Source organism: Blautia massiliensis (ex Durand et al. 2017), assembly GCF_051861785.1.
Taxonomy (GTDB): Bacteria; Bacillota; Clostridia; order Lachnospirales; family Lachnospiraceae; genus Blautia_A; species Blautia_A luti_A.
This window is the reverse complement of sequence record NZ_CP146725.1, coordinates 2,761,660-2,783,009: the sequence shown is the minus strand read 5'-3', so window position 1 is coordinate 2,783,009 and position 21,350 is coordinate 2,761,660. Positions and strand designations below refer to the sequence as shown.

The following is a 21,350-nucleotide window of genomic DNA, read 5'->3' as shown; positions in this document are numbered from 1 at the left end:
CCATGGGACACATCACTTGCGTGAGAGGTGCGGGGAGTCCTGTTAGTGTTATGATATGATATTTGAGAGAAAAAATCAACCATTTTTTATATATTGCCCTCAAAAATTCCGGCAAGACTTTTTTACTTCTTCTTCCTTTCCATCTCTTCTTCCATCGCCTTCTGTTGCTGTGGCTGTCCTTTCCCTTGACTGGCTATCTTCTTCTGATGATTTCGGAGCCGTTTAAGTACCGATCTCCGTGGAGCGTTCTTATCCTTTTTCTTTGGAGTGTTATTCATCAGTCCGTCAATCATATTATAGTTGGCTTCTTCTGCCATCTCTGCACTGCGAAGATATTCTCCATTATCCATAACCTTCTGCCAGTTTGCCAGCTCTGGTTTCTTCTTTTGTGTTTCTCCAGATTGTGTCTGTCCGGTCTGGGCTTGTGCCTGCATTTCCTGTTGTTTTTGCTGTGCCTGCTCTGCCTGTTGCTGCATGAAATTCTGGATGTTCCGTCTGGCTTCTTCATCAAAGCCGTTGTAACAGTCATTCATAACTACGGTACCTTCTTCACTGAGAATCACATAGGCTGCTCTTGTCCCATACTCCTCATGTTCCATCAGAAACCATTTCTTTTCGTTCATCAGGATATAATCCTGTGCAAGCCATGTCCCTTTCTTTCCTTCGATTTCGTACCCGATCGTATCAATGGAAAGTCTGGTATCGGAAGAACTTTTGATTGTGAGAAATTCCGGAATGATGATAAAACCATCTTTGTTGACATAGTAAGCTGTGGTTTTTCCATCATCGGTAATGATGATCACATCGCTGCAACCGATGGAATGACCTTTGAAGTTCTTCGGTCGTTGCTTCTGTAAACGGAGTTTAATATCAGCCGGAGTTTCCCCCGGCTGGATTCTTCCAATGTACACCTGCTGATAGTTTTCTATCTGGACTGTTCTTCCTTCGCTTTTCAGTTTCTCGTAAGAACGGAAACGCACATCCCGGTACTCTGGGGTATCTTTTACCTGATATACTGCACACTGACTTGTACTCATTCTTCGTCCTCCTCTTCCAGTTCCATTTTATATTCTTCCAGATCCATAAGAAAAACTTCATATCCTTCATCGCTCATACAGAACAGTTTTCTTATGGTATTGCAGACAAGCCCGATCATATCTGCATCGCCTTTCAGAAAAGGAATGATATGATCGATTGCCTCCATCGTGTCATTTCTGTTTCCTTTATCAAACATTGCTGTTACTAAACATTCATCCGCATCAAAGTTCATCGCCAAATCCATCATAATTCCACTTCTCCCTTCTTATGTGTCTTGGATTTCTCCGTTGTCTTATTCTGCTCCTGTGCTTTTGCCCTTGCCTGAAAATCTTTTAAAGACTGCAGCACAGATTTCTTCACTTCACCTTTTGCTCTGCTTGCAGGTTCTGCCTTTTGTGGCTGGCTCCGATTTACAGATACCGGTTCCTGCTCTGCCCTTCTGTCTGCCGCAACCGCAGAAGGTTTCTGTCCACTTCCTATTACTGTTTCTGTCGTATATTCCGTTTCCTTTACCCTTCCATGCTTTTCATCCAGATACTTTTCCATGTCTGCGATTGCTTTCTGCACCAGAGGGCTTTCTTTATAGTGTGGAATCATATCTATCAGATCACGCCGTATCCGGTCTGCACTCATCAACTCATATTCTCCGGAATAATTTTCATCACCATCTTGCAGATCAAATCCGATTCCTTTAATCCCATGCAGTCTCTCTGCTGGGATACTCTCATATATTTTAATGGCTTCTTCTAAAGTGAGGTTGTTATGGTACTCTCCCATGACCGGAAACTCCATGCACTCTGCGACATAAAAACTGATCGTGGCTTCTGGCTGTTCCTGCTCCGGCTGTTTGTCAAAAATAGAAAATCGCTCTGTATCTTCCAGACGGGAAAGTAAAGAACGGGCAGTTATAACATCGCTGTCTATATCGGATTCCTCGGATACCTCAAGCAGCCAGTCCTTGATAGTTTCTGTTTTCTTATTCAAAATATCCTCCGTGAGTTTTTCCACCTGTTCTTCTCTATTTTCAACTGTATCGTTATACTCATAGGTATCAACGTCATAGCTAAAATTATCCAGGTCCACAGCGAGCTTTTTAATCTCCTGCTGGTCAAGATATTTTTCGGATTCTTTTATATACTCTGCCAGAGTGATTCGCTCCTCTGCAATCGGGTTAATATCCACCTTAATTCCTGCCATCGCTATACCAGATTCATTTAAGGCATTGAAAAAGCTATCTTCTCGAATATCACCTTTATAGGAAAGAACCACATCAAGGTCAGAATCTTCCCGGTAGAGGTCTTGTCTGCTTCTGGAACCATACACTCTTGCAGCAAGCAGCTCTACCTCCTGTTCCATTCCCATATCTTCTAATACTGCCTGTGCATGATACAGGACACCTCTTTCAACTTCTGCCCTGCTCAAGCTATTTAATGCCAGTTCATTTCTTCCAATCTCAGAAGTCGCACGAAGTTCCCCCTCCTGCAATAAATCCTTAGAGTGCTGGATCGTCATTTCTTCAAATTCTTTATAATCCACTTTGACACATTCCAGGTCATCCATTCTTTCACTTTTAAGGATTTCATAAGCAGCTTCCTGAATGGATGCGTCTGGATTATCGTAATCACCACTCTGGATTTCATGCAGATCAGAGTCATAAAAAATAAACGAATATCCTTCTTCTGTTGCCTGTATGGTCAGATACCCTTTACTCCTGATAAACTGCATTGCGATTCCTTCATAGGTTTGCATTGCTTCTTCCCTGCGAAATCCTTCAAAAATACTTGCTGGGCAGTTTTTTTCTAATTGTATCCGCTGCATCTGTTCTTCCTGAACTTCTTCCACATCTGCCATCAGTTCTTCATAATCCACTACTTTTGCGTCTTCCAATGAGTACCCTTTATCTTCCAAAATATCACTGGCAGCTTCATCTACATAAATTGTCGGATTGTCATAGATTCCTCCATCATCCTCCTGATAATCTTCATTGTAAAATGTATAATCATAGCCATCTTCAGCAGTCTGGATTGTAAAGTATTGTTTTCCAATCTGATATGCAATCTGTACCTCATTCCAGTCCAGCATATTTTCCATTTTATTTACCGCTTCATATATTTCCGGATTCAGCCACCCTCCGATCTGTTCATATGCATGGGTCAGCTGATCTATTCCGTTTTCACATCGGATAAAATCCATGCTTTCCTGCATTGTTTCCGTATTCTGGATACCAAGCACTTTTTCCTGATGATTTGGCAGGCGTAAATATTCCTGCATCGCTTCATCCAGTGATTCATACCGGTTTACTTTTACTACACCCTCTGCATTTACATCTTCCATCACATAAAAATTATCAACGTAATGAATCTCTGGCATTTTCAACTTTATGCCTTCTGGCAGCTGCACCTCACTGACTGCATGGAAATTAAACCGGACATCCGTTCCAGATTCATTTTTTCCTGCCATCGTTTCTTCCCAGGTATCTTTCTGTACTGCCTGTATTTCTTCGATTGTAAGTGTCTGTCCACTCCGCAGGGTTACAACAGAATCTTTCGGGAATTCCGTCAAGTCATAAAGTGTTGTTCCATTTTCCTGCAAATATTCTGATACAGCTTCTAACGCTCCTGCATCAAACCCATTCCATAAATCCTCCGCTACAAGCTGTCCATTTTCTGCTACGATAATCCCTGCCACATCGGAGCCAAATTCATCATGTTCCATTAAGAAGAACTTCTCCCCCGCATATTCCTTTTCATCAACCGTATGCCATGTCCCGTTATGTCCTTCTGCTTCATATCCTCTTGTCTCTGCCGTGATTGTCACTTCGTTTTCTCCTATCGCCTGTTCTATCCTCTGCATCCGGATCTCAGCTCTTGCCATGTCGATAAACCCATCTAAAACTGCCGGGTGGCTTTCGATCACATAATCCAGGTTTAGATTTCTACCCCGGCTGACATTTTCCGGGACTTCGATATGCTCCGCCCAGTCTTTGTTCTGTCTGGAAAATCTTCCATCATGGGAAAGTTCACGGATGGTATTTGCCATAACAAAATTCATACGTTCTTCCCCGAAGCGTTCCACGACTTCTTTTGCCGCATCCTGCTTTAAGTGCAGCCCGTCAAAATTCTCCCGGATGGCTTCTTCGATTGCTTTCTTACAGTCCAGGTTTAACTTTCTGGAATCCAGATAAGCATCCACATCCCGTTCTCCCATTGCCTGTTCCAATGTTCCTTTATAAACTGGCGGATATGCCCTGACGGAATTATGTTCCAGCATGTTCATTCTCTGCTGGACAAACTCCGGAAGTTCCTGAAATCCAAAAGAATCTACATAATAGGCTGTGATCTCTGCACCCCTGTTTATCACGATCACATCACTTACCGATAAGGAATGGCCACGGAAATCTTCCGGTCGGTCAATGTTAAAGCGTTCAAATATATTGTCTAACGTGATCGTTGGCATCCACGGTGCTGCATAAACCATCCTGTAATCCTTTCCGTCAATGGTATAGCCCAGACTCTTTGCGGATTCCATTCCCATAAACTGATAAGTATGCTCATCTCCGGTATCCATCTGATAAATGGCAAACCTTCTGCTTTCTCCATGCAGAAGAAGTGTCTCATCAATCTTTTCTGCACTCTGCTGTACCAGTGCTTCCTGTTTTGTAGCAGATATTTCTCTCTCTTTCTGCACTTCCCATTCTGTTTCTGTGATTCCAAAGATACCGTCATATCCAAGGATCTCACTTTCCGTCTCCACAAGCATCTGTTCTGCCCGTTGTGGATTCTCTGGATTTCCGTGTAAGATATAAATTTCTGCCCCTCCACGGTACAGTTCATATGCCCGGTCTTTCGTAAGCGGGAGCATATGGTCTAACTGAATTCCTGCCTCGTGCATTTCCGTAAAACCGATCATGCCATCCGGGAAATTGTCAATCTGTGCCTGTGTTTCATTCATAAGGCTTCTCGTATATTCACTTCCCGGTCTGCGGATTGCGGTCATCATACGGTTCACCAGTCCAAGCACTTCGTCTTTGTCATCCATCTTATATGCAAAATTCACAATAAGATTTCTCTGGGAATCTGTGAAATTTCCTGTATTTGCAGCTTCTGCCGTTTCAATCAGACGGTGAGCATACTGCATGGCTGTTTCTTCTACAATCTCCGGTTCTTTCACTGGGAAGTTTGCCCTTGCTGCCTGGATTACTTCATACACTAGCTTTGAACCGGCTTCATCGTAAGATTCCCTCATGTCCCATACCAGGTCATTCAGTCTTTCCACCCGTCCGGGGAAAGTTTCTGCATATTCATTTACAAATGCCTTTTCTTCTTCTGAAAAAATATTTCTTGGAAACTCTGCTTTATGCACCAACATCTCTGCCTGCTCTTTCGGAGAAAGGTCAGAAAAATAAGTAACGCCTGTGTCAGCATCATATTCCACATCATAAAAATCAATCGGATAATTCTCTCCGTGTCCACTGCTGTCATAGAGTGGTGTGACGGCAGCACCTTTTTCCTCCAGAAAACTTTCCAGTGGTTTCTCATTCTCCTCTATCTCACCACTTTCCAGAAGGCGGACGTATTCCCCCACATTCTGCTCTAACTGTTCCCTGCTCATGTTTTCGATCAGGTCATAAGTAAACTCGGAACCCATGCTGCCTGAAAGATGCAGGATCAAATCTTCCTTATGGAAGGTATCCCGCACCGGTCTTTCCATTTCCAGTTCGTGCATCTGTGTCTCGATATTCTCAATGACTTCTGCAGACGTTTTCCGGATGGTATCCATAGATGCCCGGAGTGCTTTCATATCCTTGCTCTCACACCAGCTGGCAATATAGGTAAAAGAGTATTCTGAAGTATCCAAACCAAAGTGATTGCAGACAATATAGGCAATACTTTCTGCTTCAAATGGAAACATTAACATTTGAAGCATTATACTCAGCATTCCAAAATGTTAATCATTTTAAAGAATGCTGAGAAATAAGACGTTTTTCTACTAAAAGATGAGCATTATTCGTTAGCGCAATCCACAAAGTCTTGCCATTTCATCTTCGTTGCCCTCCCACATTGGTGCTTCATCAGATACAGGTGTTGGAACAGATTCCATTGCGTCTCTAAGCTGTTCAACAGATGGCTTTGCATAGTAGCTTTTGGTTGTATCAGTTCTGGCATGTCCTAACACTGTAGAAACAAGCTCAATAGCGATTCCATCCTGATAAAGATTTGTGGCTCTGGTTCGGCGGAACATGTGACAGTGAACCGAATCTGGAAGACTAATCCCTTTTTCACTGACCAGAGCTGCATATTTTTTTATAATCCGCTGGACATTTCCAACGGACATCCTGTCTGTTACACCTTTTATTGTTGTGGAAAATAAGTATGCTTCTTTGGAAGAATTACTGTGATATACACGTATATATTCCCTAAGGTGTTCGACTGCTTTAGCTGTTAATTGTATGGTTCTTTCTTTATTACCTTTGCCGGTTATGAAAATATTTGGATATTTTGTTTCTGCCGTGATATCACATAAGCGGATGTTAAGCAGCTCACTGACTCTTACAGCTGTATCGTAGAGAAGAATCAAAATAGCACGGTCTCGTACACCGAATTTCGTATTCAGCGGTGCAGACAGTATTGCAGCAAGTGCATCATCGGACAGAATAGGTTTTTCCTTTTTAATGGTTTTGCATGGTGAGATCTGACTGATCGCCAGGGCAACTGACTGGACTGATATGTCCATATCCGAGGCATAGTTCAGATAGGCACGGATAGCCGCAACTCTTACATTTACAGTTGATGGCTGGCTGCCATTTGCAAGCAGATATTCTCTGAAATTATAAATACATTCTTTGGTACAATCAGAAAACTGAAAGGTGCTTATGGATTTACCTAATTCACCTACAAGGTAGTTTTTAAATATTGTAAGGGAATCTCTGTAGGATTCTGCTGTAGCCTGACTGCGTCCGACCTGCTTTACCAAATAAACATTTAGAAAGTTCCATGTGTGAGAAAAGAACAGCTGGTCAGTCGATATCTTTGCTGATTTATTCTTCATAGGGAAGCACCTCCGGAATGACCTTTCCAGACACTGAATCTTTCTCTCGGATAGTATCAAATGCCTTTTCTGCAAGATGATAGTAATAATACGTTTCGTCAGGACTTTTGTGTCCAAGGTATCTGCTTAAATATGGGAGCATAGTGTTTGTATCAATTCCCTGATGCATCCACTCATTAAATCTCTCCACTACAAAAGCATGGCGTAAACAGTGGGGTGTCGGATGTTTATCAACTGTCTTGGCAACCGGAAGCATGGCCCAATGGCGGTTAAAACTTGATTCTACTCCAGAGCACGAAACAGGCTTATGTGGATCTTTTCCCGGAAAAGCCCAGTCAATTCCGGGGAAAAGCATTTCCTGACGTTCTTTATAGTTTTTAAGTACCGGAAGGCTATCCTGCGGAAGATATACAAGGCGGTCCTTGTTACCCTTTGAGCCAAGGACAGTAAGGATTCCTTTATCCAGGTCTATGTGCTCCCATTTTAGCAATCGCCCTTCTGACAGACGCAGACCGCAGCAAAAATATAGGAGAAAAAGAATCTTGCACTCTCTATCGAGTCTAAATTGCTCTGAATTATGAGACGTGCGGATATCCATTTTCTGCAGCAGTTCCTTAACTTCCTCTTTTGATGGAATGTAAAGAACAGGACGGTAAGCCTTGCAGAAAAAATTAGGAATATATGCTTCCTGACCAAGGGAAAGGATATATTCACTCAGCACCTTCACCATCGACATACAGCGATTATGATAGGCTTCTCCTTCGCCCGGTCTGGCTTCTGACCATTTGGCTGCCATTTCATAGGTGACTGTTGTCAGTTCCGGATAATTCTGTACGCAAAAGGTATCAAAGCGTTTTAATAGCTTTTCTTCGGAATTATAGGCATATCCATCAGCTCGTTTTTGCTGTATAAGTCCTTCGATATGATGTGCCAGACCGCTCTCAAAAATGTATGTCATGATAAAACACCTCCAAATTCCAGAGGGCAGAGCCTCATTTTATCTTCGTCACGTTCAAGATATACCTCTGCTGTTTCCTGACGTGCATGTCCGAGAGCATTGGAAATATCATCAAGTTTGTTGTCTGCCCGAAGCATTCTTGTGGCAAATGTTTTTCGTGTCATATGAAAGCCCTGACCAGCAGATAATTCAAATCCATATTCAGCAAGTATTCTTTTTAAAGCTCCACGGCACGCCGTTGTAACTTTAAGCGGAATATATGGTGCCTGATGGCGGATAAATATATAACCGTTGCCTGTGACAGCTGATTCCGGACGTCCATTCATGATGTATTTATATACTGAATTACCTACATCCGTTGGGACTGGAAGCGTTATTGCTTTGCTTGTTTTCTGCTGAATGAAGGAAACAGTTTTGTTTTTCCAGTCAAAATCATTTACCTGAAGCTTTAGGATGTCTGCTCCCCTGATACCCATTCGAAGTCCAAGCATGACCATGGCTGTGTCCCTGAGCTCCATGGGAGTAGAAGCTCTCTCACGATATTCATATATTTTCTCGACTATAGCATCGCTCAGAACATCAACTATGCTGCGATGAGGCGCACAGCTTGCAGATACTGCAAAAGCAAGTGTTGGTGAAATCAGATCCTGGTCAGCCATGTACCGTAGAAGCTGACGAAGCTTGGTTCCATATGCATTTTTACTTTCCGGGGTCGAGTGGACATCATGGTTATGAAATGCTTTAACCACATCGGGTGTTATGGAGACTGGATTATCTATTCCATTATCTTCAAGATATTTGAAGAAACTGCATCCGGCTGCCCTGCACATGGTAAGTGTCTTATCGGTCATTCCATCCCGCCTGCGGCTTTCTATGAAACCATCAAGGATGCTTTTGCTCCATGATGGAAGATGATCAGATGCACGCATCGGCTCAGCGATTATATTGGATTCCATTATGCCCTGGAGATACTTTTCAAACATTCTGATAGTGTGTGAACGATGAGCTGATCCGGAACTGCTGGCTTTGATCTGATTCGGGCAATCCGGGAGTATACCTATCCATGATGTCACAGTTTCTGCCGAGTGTTCCAGATGGTTAAGTTCCAGGAACATGAAATACCATGTGAAATCATTGCGATAAACAGCTTTTGATGATTTCATGTATTTCCAATCGTCCAAAGCGTCAAGATATTCATCAGCTTTAAGAGCGAGAGGTATACTCGGATGAAATGCGGTACCTGTTTTAGAAAGTCTCATCTCAAGCAGTATTTCAACGTTCTCACCAAAAAGAACCCGCTGGTAACACTCTGGCACATCACCTCTGCGGTGAAGATATTTCATAAGTGCTGTCATGGCACATACGGCGTTCTGACGTCTGGCAAGAGATTTACAGGATTTGCAGTAAGTATTCCAGTATTCGATAAGAGTATCTATGGTTATTGCTTCCGGCTCTGTAACTCCCAGGGAAGTAGCAAGCCTGAAGAACTCCTTGATGGCAACAGAATACGTATGGTAATAGCAGGGATTCTGTGTGGTCGCATAGTATTCTTCCAGCTCATATGTCAGGCGAAAAAAGGATTCCGATATTCCGCTCCGGCAGAAAAAACTGTCTTCTGAGCGGCAGAAAGAACTTTTGATATCTCCAAAGAGCAGGTAATGCTCGAGGCGGAACAGGGCATTTCTATATTGAGAACACGTCTCATAGGAAATTTCCCGTTTTTTAATCTCAAGCCAATCCAGTGCGGCATCCATTGAAAAAGGAATGCCCTTATCCATCAGGTACTTGAAGAGTGTAGCATAACAGGTTCTGTGCATGTCTATATTTTTACATGCACTGTCTGGCTGTTTCATCATATTGAGAACTGATGAAATAGCATCTAAATAGTTTATTTGCATATCAAATGCGCTCCTTTCCGGTTTCCCATTCGAGGGGAAAACCTGATAATAGCGTATCTGATAATGCTCATCTTTTTTACAAGAAAGTGAGGATTTATGGAAAATAATTTAAAAGATCAACATTATAAAAACATGGGTATAATGCTTCTACTTCTTTTGTTGTCCGGTCTTTTAAAATTCCTTCCGCATCCATTACCTCCCGGTCATGCAGCAATGCATGGCTTACTTCGTGTACTCCGGTTTTCATGGTCTGAAGATTACTCATATCTTCCTGAATTGCAATATACTTTTCTGTCTGATGATAATAGCCTTTTGCTTCCCCTTCTATTTCCATCATGCGGATTGGCACAGGAGAAATGTTCTGCAATGCTTCCATAAATGTGTCATAAAACTGTACACTCCCGGTAAGTTCCGATACTTCCAGCTCTGCAATCGGCTCTCCCTCTGTCTGGCTGACATCAAATACCGTTGTCACACGGAACCTTGGAATGACCATCTCCACGATCTCTGTTTCCGGCTGACCGTCATCCCCGATCACCGGCTCTTTTGTTACAGGGTCAATCTTTTCAATCTCCTGTTTCTCACGGATGGGTGCCGGTGCGATGATCTGGATTCCTTTTTCCCCACGTTTTACATGGCGGTTAAACTTCTTCTGCCACGCCTGATACCCTGCCACCAGAGTAGCCTCCGGTTTCTGCATGGTGATCAGAAGGGTGTTATTAAAACTGTAATTATGGAACTTGGACATGGTATTCAGATATTCCGTATACCGTTCCGAAGTAAAAATCTCCTTTACGCCCTGTTCCAGCCGTTCCGATATTTCCTTTAACTGTTTCTCTATATTATTTGCCATAAAACAAATCCTCCTTTTGGATTTCTCCCGCCAGAAAATATCCTGACGGGAAACTTTTTATAACTCCTGTTCGTGTTTCTTCTTTGCTGATTTCTGCACAGTCGGCTGCTGTGGTGCGTTTTGCTGTGCTTTTTCCTGCTTTAAGCGTTCCAGAATAGATGGCTTATGGATTCTGTCTGCTGTTTCCGGAAGTTCTTTTTCTTCTACAGCATCCCTGCTATCTGTGCTACTTCCTTCTCTGCCAATATCCTCATCTGCCATAATCGTCTCATTGCCCTTTTCATCCATGTTCAGCAACGCATTTAACTCAGATAACCGTTCCATCTTTTCATTCAGCTCTGCTTCTTTCGGGAATGGTTTCTTTACCTCTTCCTGTGCTGTCGCAAGCTGCTGTTGTACGGTTTCCAATTTCTGCTCACTTTCCGTCAGCTTCCTGTCAATGGAAGAAAGGGTGTTATGGATACGCTGCATATTTCCTACCGGGTCTTTTCCGATTTCCAGCTTATAAGAACATTTCCCTTTGACCGTCAGTTCAAATGCATTGGAGAACATATTGTAGGAAGCAGATAACGTAAACCCATGATATTCCCCGACCTTTCCACCGGTGCTAACGGTTTTTAGTCCTGCACAGGCAGCGATCAATGCCTCGCCTGCTTCTTTCTTATCTTCATAAAGGACATTTCCTACTGTCATGGCAAACGTGTCATTATCCTGTAAATCCACGCTTTTTACTACCTGGGAATCTATCTGCATCCCGGCAATCCGCTCTTTCAATGCACTGATCTGTACCGGGAAATTCTTTGCAATATCGGATTCCAGACGGTAAATCTGACTGGTATGGTTTGCCTTTAAGAGTTTCAGCTTACTCACCTGCACATCCAGATCCATTTTTTCCTTAATGTACGGATTGCCTGTAGCAAGTGCCTTGATCTCTGCATAGGACAGTGCCGTATCATCCACATCTTCACAAGCCCTGACCGGGGATTTACTGGTCATGATCTGACTGATGAACTTCTGCTTATTCTCCAAAATCTGGTCGAGTAGGTCAGCGGTATTACTACCGCTTTCCCCTCTAAGAACCGTGCATGAGAGTTTCCCCTCACACGGCTCAAGCACTTATAAGCCCTGCGTTAGCAGAACCAGTTCATGAACATTTTTCGAGTAATGAAGCTCTCTATGACAATCAGCATGTAATAAGACTTTCTTTTCTTTAAAGTCGGCTCCCATTTCCGTATGGATTCGGAATCCCCGTTCCACTGTGATAGGTTCACCACAATGCGGACAAATGCCTTTCTGCATTTTGTACAGTGCATTTAATTTCCTTCTTCCATTGATTTCCCGAAACATTCTCTTTGTGTCTCTGTCCTCAAAATATTCTGTGAAACGCTCATCAAATGGTGTCGCTTCTGATTTTGTTTTCAGCCACCTTACTATTTTAGTATCAGTAGCGTATATCAGATGTAATTCAAACGAGTCTGCCATATTTACACTGAATGTCCAGTATCTTGTGCCAACTCTTCTGAAATATTTCTTAGCGATCCATTTGTGTCCTTTCTTCGGGTGCCTACGTTTGCACCATCTCCACAGACATCTCCATACATCAAAATCAAACCGTTCAAACGCCTGCGAGGAAACATTATACTTTTGGAAATTTACCCACCCTCTGATAACCGGATTTAACTTTCTTATCAAATCTTCCTGCTTCATAGATGGATTTTGCTTTATAATCTCCCGTACCTTGCTCACGATGGCTTTATAGTTCTTTTTGGATGGTTTTGTAAGAAGCTTGTCTTTATACCAGCGTATATTACATCCGAGAAAATCAAAACCATCTTCGATATGGGTAATCACTGTCTTTTCTTCTGACAGTTCCAACCCTCTCTCTGATAAAAATTCCCGGATAATCGGGAGGACACCTGCTTCCAAAAGCTCTCTGCTTTCGCCTGTGACGATGAAATCGTCAGCATAACGTATAAAGTTCACTTTTGGAAAGTATGCTTTTCCATCCCTCTTAGTTTTGTGGTATTTCTTCTTAATCTGGATTTCCAGACCATCCAGTACCATGTTGCAGATAGTTGGTGAGATAGCCGAACCCTGTGGGCTACCGAGGTCTGTCGGAAATAATCTTCCGGTCTCGACATACCCACTCTTTAACCATTTTCGCAGAATATCTTTATCCATTGGGATATGGTTCAATATCCATTCGTGACTGATGTTATCAAAACAGCCTTTAATGTCTCCCTCCAGCACCCATTTAGGGGATTTTGCTTTATTCAGACAGGTAAAACACTGCTCTATTGCATCCTGTACACATCTCTTTGCTCTAAATCCATAGGAGTTAGGGTCAGCAGTGATTTCCGCAATCGGTTCCAGTGCAAATTTATATAATGTCTGCATCGCTCTATCCTTCATACATGGAATACTGAGCGGCCTCATTTTTCCGTTCTTTTTTGGGATATATACCCTCTTTAACGGTAATGGTTTATAGCCTCTGCGTTTTAAACTGAGAATTGCTTCATATTTCAGTTTGGGAGTAGACCATAAAATTTTGTCTACACCTGCTGTCTTTTTGCCTTTGTTACTCGTTACTCTTTTTACAGCTAAAGCACGTCCGTAGAAAGAGTGTGTGAGCAGCCATTGCAAAGACTTTACTTTGCCGGTTCTGCCCTGTTGATGAGCCTTTACGATACGCATTTGCAGTTTTTTAACGTATGCATTAGCTTTGTTCCAGTCAATGCTGTTCCATGCTTTTGCTACGTCAGAAGTCGCACACATTTTCATGTTCATTTGCCTTACTCCTTTCAAAAATTCTATAAACTCTCTCGTAATTAAGCACCCTGCGGAATTCTGCTCCCTTTTCGGGTGGGGCAAATTTTGAACCCCTATCCGTCCCCATTACAGGGTCGGCATTCGCTTCCTCCGCAATCCTTTACCCGCATTCCCAACGGCTTTCCTTACGGTCCGCTTGCCTTTGCAGGCGAGAATACGGGCTTGACACGTTCCACTTAATCAACAATTATTGATAGTTTAGGTTCCACCTCTACTCCGGCAGTCTTATGTCCGTGTATTCCTACTGTGGAGAGGAATATCCAACTGCACACCTTTTGGTTCAAGCCTATCAGCTACTTTGGCTTGTTCAGCCTTAACGAAGCTTACGGTGATTCAGTTAATTAACCTTGCTATCAGAAAGCCTGCACCCTAACCGCCTTGTAGCTGGCAGTTTCGCTTCTCCCTCACGGGATTTGCTCCAAATAGGGTTCCGTTTATATCCGCTTCCGAACAATGCCATTACTGGCAAAGCCGGGGATATTGGCTTCATCCAACGGAATGGATGGTTTGGTCGGAGTTACCGCCAAACAGTTAAATTAAGCGACTTCGTGTCGCACCCACATATACGCATCAAAAGTGTTCTCCGTCACATACCGGAATATCTTTACTTTGTCATTCTGGTTTCCCTGTCTTAAAATACGCCCTTCCTGCTGTTCCAGATCAGACGGCTTCCACGGACAGTCAAGGTGATGCAGAGCAATGAGCCTGTCTTGCACGTTGGTACCAGCACCGAGTTTCGGTGTAGAACCCATGAGGATTCTCACCTGTCCGGCCCGCACCTTTGTAAACAGTTCCGCTTTCTTTGCCTCCGTGTTATATTCATGGATAAAAGCAATCTCTTCTTTCGGGATTCCTCTGGCAACCAGCTTCTCCCTCACATCATCGTAAACATTGAAACTGCCATCCCCTTTTGGTGTGGACAGGTCACAGAAGATCAGCTGGGTTGTCCGGTCTGTCTTTCCCTCATCCCATACCTGAAAAGCATTTTCCACACAGGTATTGACCTTGCTTTTTTCGGCATCCGGGAGAAGTTCATTCAACAGTCTCTGGTCAAGGGCACATTTTCTTCCATCATTCGTGATTTTCAGCATGTTGTCCTCGGTCGGATTTACTAAGCCTGCCCTTACGCTTTCCGCACGTTCCGAAAATGCCCCGACCATTTCCTGCTGTTCCTCGCTTGGTTTTAAGACTTCATTGATAAACTCTGCTTCCGGCACTGGAAGATTCAGCATATCAGAAGTCTGAATATCTGCAGCTTCCTTAAAAATGGAGATCAGCTCCGGAAGATTAAAAAAACGGGCAAACCGTGTTTTTGCACGATAGCCCGTTCCTTCCGGTGATAATTCGATTGCGGTCACTGTCTCCCCGAACGTTGCCGCCCAGGAATCAAAGTGTCCCATACCCATACGCATGAGTGTGTCATACTGGAGATAACGCATGATAGTGTAAAGCTCTGTCATACTGTTCGATACGGGAGTACCTGTAGCAAAGGTGATTCCTCTGCCGCCGGTCAGTTCATCCATGTACCGACATTTCATAAACATATCCGAACTTTTCTGTGCATCCGTCTGTGAGATACCCGCCACGTTCCGCATTTTTGTATACAAAAAAAGGTTCTTAAAACTATGGCTTTCATCCACAAACAGCCGATCTACCCCCAACTGCTCAAAGGTTACTACATCATCCTTTCTGGTCTGGTCATTGAGTTTCTTCATCCTCGCCTGCAGACTCTTTTTTGTTTTTTCCAACTGCTTGATGGTATAATTCTGCCCTGCCTGATGTGCTGCTTCTTCAATGGAAAACGTAATATCTGCAATCTGATCTTCCAACATGGCAATCTGACGTTCCCTTGAAAGAGGGATTTTCTCAAACTGTGTATGTCCGATGATCACCGCATCATAATCCCCTGTCGCAATACGGGAACAGAACCGTTTTCGGTTTGCTGGTTCAAAGTCTTTCTTCGTTGCCACCAAAATATTTGCTCCCGGATAGAGGCGTAAGAAGTCACTGCCCCACTGCTCGGTCAGATGGTTTGGCACAACATAAAGATTCTTCTGTGAGAGTCCCAGCCGTTTTGATTCCATACCGGCTGCGATCATCTGGAATGTCTTTCCAGCTCCTACGCAATGAGCCAGTAACGTATTATTTCCATACAGCACATGAGCCACTGCGTTTTTCTGATGCGGCATCAGAGTAATCTCCGGATTCATGCCAACAAACTGAATATGGCTTCCATCATATTCCCGTGGACGGATGCTGTTAAATCGTTCATTATAGATCTTACAGAGATCTTCCCGTCGGTGCAGGTCTTTAAATATCCACTCCTTAAATTCCTCTTTGATCAGTTCCTGCTTCTGCTGTGCCAGCATCGTTTCCTTCCGGTTTAATTCCCGGTGTTCTCCCTCAGCATCCTGTACCGTGTCATAAATCTTGGTATCTCTAAGATTTAAGGCATCTTCCAAAAGGCGGTAGGCATTGGCTCTCTGTGTTCCATAAGTGGAAGTAACAAGAGCATTTCCGTAGCTGTCCACATTCTTTCCCATAACATTCCACTGTCCGGTCACTTCGGCATACTGGACTTTGACCTTGCTCCCTACATAATATCTTGGTGTATGGAATGTCTCTGCCATAAATCGTGTAATGTAATCCTCGGAGATCCAGGTTGCCCCAAGTCTTGCCTCAATCTCTGATGCATCCAGATCTTTTGGCTGTACCTGCTCCAAATACTGCACGTTCACCTGATATTCCGGGTGATTTTCTGCAAACTGTTTGGCAATCTGCAGTTTCTCCCTCACATTTCCAGAAAGATATTCGTCCGATGGCTCCCATTTTTCACTGATTGGGTTCTTAAAGATTACCCCTGCCAGTTCTTCGGTAAGCTCCTCTTCTGTTTTTCCGGAAAGCTGTGCCATATAGGAAAGGTCAACGCCTGCCCTCTCACCGATAGAAACCGCAAGTGCTTCACTGGCAGTATCTACAGAAGTTACCGTTTCTGCCCTGCGGATTGTCCTTTTGGTAAAAATATCCGCTTTCCGTTTCAGTTCTCCCTTATCATCCAGAAATTCCAGAGAAGTCAAAAGACAATAGCTGCTGTCCTGGCCAAATGCCCGCTTATTGGCATTACTGCTAAGCAGACCATATTTTGCTGTAAAGGTATCGTATTCTTCATTGAGTTTTCCCTGCAGCTTTGTGATCTGTTCATTGCTTCCCTCTTCCATCTGGCACTGGATCAGTTCATTCGTAACATCACGGATCTTCACCATCCCTTTGACACGTTCCGCTGTCATTGCCGGAAGTTCCATCCGGTTCATCACAGAGTTTTCCCGGTAATACACTTCCTCATTGACCACCGTAAAGCTGAAATTCTTTACTTCCGGGTCTGCTGGAATGGACACCACATCTTCTTCCAGTTCGGTATCGGAAAGTTCCAGTTCCGTAATGGTACCATGTATATGCTTTACAGCTTCCTTTAACTGCTCCTCTAAGGTTATTCCCTCTTTTGGTCTTACGGTTACTTCCTGCTTTCCATACTGGGTACTCTCCGTTGTAAACTCTCCAAGCACCATTTCCGGATGATCTGCAAAATACGCATTGACCGAATATCCTTCGGCAGTTTCCTTCAGATGTATCCAGTCCGGTTCCTCGATGGAAGTCCTGTCTCTTTTCTGGAAAAATAAAATATCGGAAACAACACCTGTATTGGCATTTCTCTGGAACGCATTATTTGGAAGGCGGATCACCCCTAATAACTCTGCCCGGTTTGCAAAATACTGTCTGACTGCCTGATTCTGCTTATCCATCGTCCCACTGGAAGTCACCACGGCTACCACACCACCGGGACGAACCAAATCAAGGGATTTTGCGATAAAATAATCATGGATCAGAAAATGGTGGCGGTCATATCTGCGGTCACTGACCTGATATGCTCCAAATGGTACATTCCCGATCACGCAGTCAAAAAAGCTGTCCGGGTAATCTGTTTCCTCAAATCCCTGTATGGCAATCTTATTTTTCTGGTAAAGCTGCCTTGCAATCCTGCCCGAAACCGGGTCGAGTTCCACACCGTACATATTAGTTTTGCTCATACTCTCCGGGATCAGTCCCATAAAGTTACCAACACCACAGGACGGTTCCAGAATATTTCCCTGTTTCAGTCCCATATTTTCCAGTGCTTCATACATGCTTCGGATCACGGTCGGTGATGTATAAAAAGCATTTAAGGTCGATGCTCTTGCTGCACTGTATTCTTCCGGTGATAAGGTATTCTTTAACTCCAGATACTCATTTGTCCAATTACTGTTATTCTCTTCAAATGCCTGCGGGATGCCACCCCAGCCAACATAACGGGATAAAATTTCCTGTTCTTCGGGTGTTGCCAGACGTTCTTCCTGCTCCAGAGTCTGCAATAAATGGATGGCTTCCATATTTGCTTTATACTTTGCTTTCGGACCACCTGCTCCAAGGTCATTATCCTGAATCCGAAAGTTATGCGGTTCTGTTACAATCTCTTCTACTTCCGGTTTTAAATATGGTTGAAATTCTCCCTCATATCCAAACAGTTCATTTTCTCCGGGAATATAATTGTGTCCGGTTTCCAGACACCGGAACACATCGGCAGTTGGTGCATTGCTGACTGCATAAAAATCATCATAAGAATACTTTGGGAAATCTTCTGTATGGTAGGTCGATAAATGCAGTTCTGTATTGGAACGGGTCTGTGCAACCAGATCTTTTCCTTCTATTCCTTCCGGCAATACCCCTACTGCTTCAAAATGATACCCCTGATACTCAAAAACACCTTCATCCCAGGACTCCGTTATCTCTTCTTCTGATTCCTTTTGTTCCTGTCCCTCAGAAGTTTCTGTTATTTCCTGTTCCTGATTTTCCGGAATATATTCTTTGGCAGTAACCTCTTCCTCTTCTATTTCCTCCACATCTGACATATCTACTACGGTCGGTTCTGTCACCGCCTTCGTATCCAAGAAATCAAACATGGTCATCTGGTGCCCGGATGGTTCCGCAAAAGACGGTTCTGCTTCCAGTGTCGGGAAAATCGTATAGGTTCCTTCTGCATACTGGTGAAGTTCTGAAAGAAGTTCTGTTTTCTGCTGGTAGTTTGTCCCATATGCCTCAAAATCTAATGGCAGAACTGCCAATGCTGCATCCATCTTCTGTAACAGTTCTTCTGCCTGCTCTGGATTCTCTAAAACTGCCACCATTTCTTTTCCTGGTTTTTCCCAGAAGAAATCATCCGTAAATGGTCTGTCTATCTCTTCCGGAAGACGGTCATAAAAGCGGAGTACCTTGTTTGCCATCTGTTCCCGTTCATATTCCGGCATACGAGCATAATCTTCTGCCTGCAGGAACTGGTCATTCTTTATCAGATAAGCTACTCTATTTGCAACTTTATTCCAAGATAATAAAACTGATGTATATGGATTTCCATAAGCACCTCTTGCAAGAAACAATCCTTTTCCATCATAATTTGCGTGTGAATCATCGGCACCAGACAGTGCATGACTGCTTCCACCGATCCCATACTGTTCCTTGATAAAACCTGTCCTCGATCTTTCATCCTCATGCAGCAGATAAAAGGAATATGTCCTGAGTCTGCCTTCGGAATACGCCCCACCTCTGACAAGAAATGCGTCGATCTCGTCTTGTGTAATGAACATCTGCTGTTCTTTCCATGCAAATCCCTCTCTTGCCTGGTATGGGATCACTTCATCTGCAAACTTCTGGAACTGTCTGGAGATATTGACCGGATTATAATGATGGAAACGCATAAGAGAGTTGTCCGTCTCATAGGCTTCTGCCAGTGCTTCCAGTCTTTCATTCAAATCCGAAAGCCACCCTGGATCTTGCAGTTTTTCAGTAAGATAATCCGTGATTTCCGGATAAATACTACGAAGATGCGGCAGATCTGCTTCATCAAAGACAATCTCTGCCACACCTTCTGCCATATCCCCTTTCATATAAGCAAGTGCCTGTGCGTGTTCCTTCAATGCGTTGTCCCTTGCCACATCCAATACCGACTGCGGGGCATATTCTCCCTGATTTAAAAGCTGATGGATACGTCTGCTGACATCTTTCCAGGATAAAAAGGCTTTATCCAGAATCTGGTCTGCCACCGTATGCCCGACTGCGATCTGCATCCCAGTTTCATCAAACCAGACGGAATACTCCCTTCCATCCATCTGAAAACCTTTGCCGCCTTTTCTATACTCACGCTTTACAAACTCCGTGTATTCTCCCGGTGACTGTTCACTCATAAAGTTATAGATGATACGCAGCTGGCTTCCTGTCCGGTTTCCTCCCGTCCGTAAAATATCATCCACAACACTTTCCGGAATAGGAATCTCCCCGGCATAAAAAGCAGCTACTCTTTCACCAATCTGCCTTTTCTGTTCATTTGCTGTAGGATATTCGGGCAAAGATAAAGCAGAGGCAATTTCTTCCTCTGCTTTGCTCAGTCCATCTTCTCTTGTATCTTCAACTAGCTGTATACCAATTCCGTCAAGATGCTCTCTTCCGCTGTTGCCATCAGTGCGTTCATATGTGCTGTCCACGCCATCGGGTCTGCTTCCTTGTCCGGTGCCGGATGGTTCTTCAGCAGTTTCTCCATCTGGCTGTCCATCCTCTCCTGTGCTGCCTTCTCGATCTCTGCCAGATGGCTGTTCAGCTTTCCTGTCAGGAACAGGCTCTGATACAGGCTGTTCTTGTGTTCCTTCAGGAATGTCCTCCGAAGCATCCCGTATTTCCCTATTGTCACTTCTTCCTCCTCTACGGTCAGGTTCGGAAACAGGTAATCCCCCTTGCGATGATATGTCAGTTCCATAGTCGGTTCCTCCTTCATTCTCGATATTTTCTTCTTTGTTGTTTTCTACGCCCTTATTTTCACGCATTAACGTGTTAAAGTTATTATAATTCCTTTCATTGGAAATTTCAACCTCTTTTCTGGCTTCTTCCAGAGAAATTTTATGTACCGTCCTTCCAATGTCAATCAGAACACTCTCACTGATCTGGCTTGCTGCATTTCCAAGAAAGGTCAGTACAGACAGCCGGTTATAATCGGTAATATGCATAAAATCCTCTTCTTCCAGAAGCTCCATCGGTTCCAGACCACACCGTCTGCAAAGCATGTAATATACACTGTCCGTTGCAAGCTGGCGGAAATCACTGCGGACCGTAACTTCATCCAGATCTTCCAGATACGTTCCTTCCGCTGCATATTCCAAGCCGTCCAGATATTCTTCCAGACTGTCTGCGACCATTTCCCTTGCAACCGCCATCAACGCATCCGATAAAGTCCCTGTATCTTTTTCTTCCAGACCATACGCTTCTGCCAGATGGGTAAGAATCTCTTCCTGCTGATGTTCCTGCATCTGCCACAGGTAAGGGCTTCTTCCGCCTGCCACCATGTGCGTATCTGAAATATCAAACACATACCGGAGTCTGGTATTATGACCATTCTCGTCAAGCAGGGCGATTCCCCTAGCTCCCCGGTTTACCCAGCGGAACATCTTCTCATTCCACAGTTCCAGGGACGCACAGGCGGTTGCCTGTGGATGCTGTGCGTGGATCAGTAACTGGTCTGTAAAAGGATACCGGTATAGTCTCGCTGCGGTATCCATATAACCCATCCAGTCCCTTGGCGAACTGCTCACCGATGTCGCATGTTCCTGTGCCAGTTCCCGGATGTCCTGTAATTTCGACATACTGCCTA

The 21,350-nt window shown here is 43.8% G+C and carries 9 protein-coding genes and 1 pseudogene; all 10 read right to left on the bottom strand.

What is annotated here, in order from left to right; all coding sequences use genetic code 11:
* Positions 1–122: 122 nt before the first annotated feature.
* Positions 123–1,037 carry a YodL domain-containing protein gene (locus V9W66_RS13065; protein ID WP_144094950.1) on the bottom strand — a complete coding sequence of 305 codons (915 nt, stop codon included), beginning with the start codon at positions 1,035–1,037 and terminating at the stop codon, positions 123–125.
* Entirely contained in the window at positions 1,034–1,285 is a 252-nt protein-coding gene (locus V9W66_RS13060) for a transposon-transfer assisting family protein (protein WP_004613327.1), read from the bottom strand. Before V9W66_RS13060 ends, V9W66_RS13065 begins: the two co-directional genes overlap by 4 nt.
* Complete coding sequence (locus V9W66_RS13055) at positions 1,282–5,964, bottom strand: DUF3849 domain-containing protein (RefSeq protein ID WP_243121801.1); 4,683 nt, start codon at positions 5,962–5,964, stop codon at positions 1,282–1,284. The genes V9W66_RS13060 and V9W66_RS13055 overlap by 4 nt, the downstream gene beginning before the upstream one ends.
* Before the next feature lie 84 nt (positions 5,965–6,048).
* On the bottom strand, positions 6,049–7,086 hold the full coding sequence (locus tag V9W66_RS13050) for a tyrosine-type recombinase/integrase (protein ID WP_118699674.1): 1,038 nt from the start codon (positions 7,084–7,086) through the stop codon (positions 6,049–6,051).
* A complete protein-coding gene (locus V9W66_RS13045) occupies positions 7,076–8,044 on the bottom strand; it encodes a tyrosine-type recombinase/integrase (RefSeq protein WP_118699675.1) in 969 nt (322 codons plus the stop codon). The genes V9W66_RS13050 and V9W66_RS13045 overlap by 11 nt, the downstream gene beginning before the upstream one ends.
* Entirely contained in the window at positions 8,041–9,942 is a 1,902-nt protein-coding gene (locus tag V9W66_RS13040) for a tyrosine-type recombinase/integrase (protein WP_118699676.1), read from the bottom strand. Before V9W66_RS13040 ends, V9W66_RS13045 begins: the two co-directional genes overlap by 4 nt.
* Positions 9,943–10,084: 142 nt before the next feature.
* Positions 10,085–10,795, bottom strand: a pseudogene (locus V9W66_RS13035) (ArdC family protein); the annotation flags it as partial.
* 57 nt (positions 10,796–10,852) lie between these two features.
* On the bottom strand, positions 10,853–11,791 hold the full coding sequence (locus V9W66_RS13030; RefSeq protein ID WP_243125568.1) for a helicase: 939 nt from the start codon (positions 11,789–11,791) through the stop codon (positions 10,853–10,855).
* Positions 11,792–11,911: 120 nt separating this feature from the next.
* Positions 11,912–13,582: a group II intron reverse transcriptase/maturase gene (gene ltrA / locus V9W66_RS13025; protein WP_144100436.1), complete on the bottom strand. Its 1,671-nt coding sequence runs from the start codon at positions 13,580–13,582 to the stop codon at positions 11,912–11,914.
* A gap of 578 nt (positions 13,583–14,160) precedes the next feature.
* Complete coding sequence (locus V9W66_RS13020) at positions 14,161–21,342, bottom strand: Eco57I restriction-modification methylase domain-containing protein (protein ID WP_144095590.1); 7,182 nt, start codon at positions 21,340–21,342, stop codon at positions 14,161–14,163.
* Positions 21,343–21,350: the final 8 nt, after the last annotated feature.

Coding starts and splice junctions, on each gene's coding strand:
- V9W66_RS13065 (WP_144094950.1), bottom strand. CDS start 1,037: ATGAGTACAAGTCAGTGTGCAGTATATCAGGTAAAAGATACCCCAGAG.
- V9W66_RS13060 (WP_004613327.1), bottom strand. CDS start 1,285: ATGATGGATTTGGCGATGAACTTTGATGCGGATGAATGTTTAGTAACA.
- V9W66_RS13055 (WP_243121801.1), bottom strand. CDS start 5,964: ATGCTTCAAATGTTAATGTTTCCATTTGAAGCAGAAAGTATTGCCTAT.
- V9W66_RS13050 (WP_118699674.1), bottom strand. CDS start 7,086: ATGAAGAATAAATCAGCAAAGATATCGACTGACCAGCTGTTCTTTTCT.
- V9W66_RS13045 (WP_118699675.1), bottom strand. CDS start 8,044: ATGACATACATTTTTGAGAGCGGTCTGGCACATCATATCGAAGGACTT.
- V9W66_RS13040 (WP_118699676.1), bottom strand. CDS start 9,942: ATGCAAATAAACTATTTAGATGCTATTTCATCAGTTCTCAATATGATG.
- V9W66_RS13030 (WP_243125568.1), bottom strand. CDS start 11,791: ATGACCAGTAAATCCCCGGTCAGGGCTTGTGAAGATGTGGATGATACG.
- ltrA (WP_144100436.1), bottom strand. CDS start 13,582: ATGAACATGAAAATGTGTGCGACTTCTGACGTAGCAAAAGCATGGAAC.
- V9W66_RS13020 (WP_144095590.1), bottom strand. CDS start 21,342: ATGTCGAAATTACAGGACATCCGGGAACTGGCACAGGAACATGCGACA.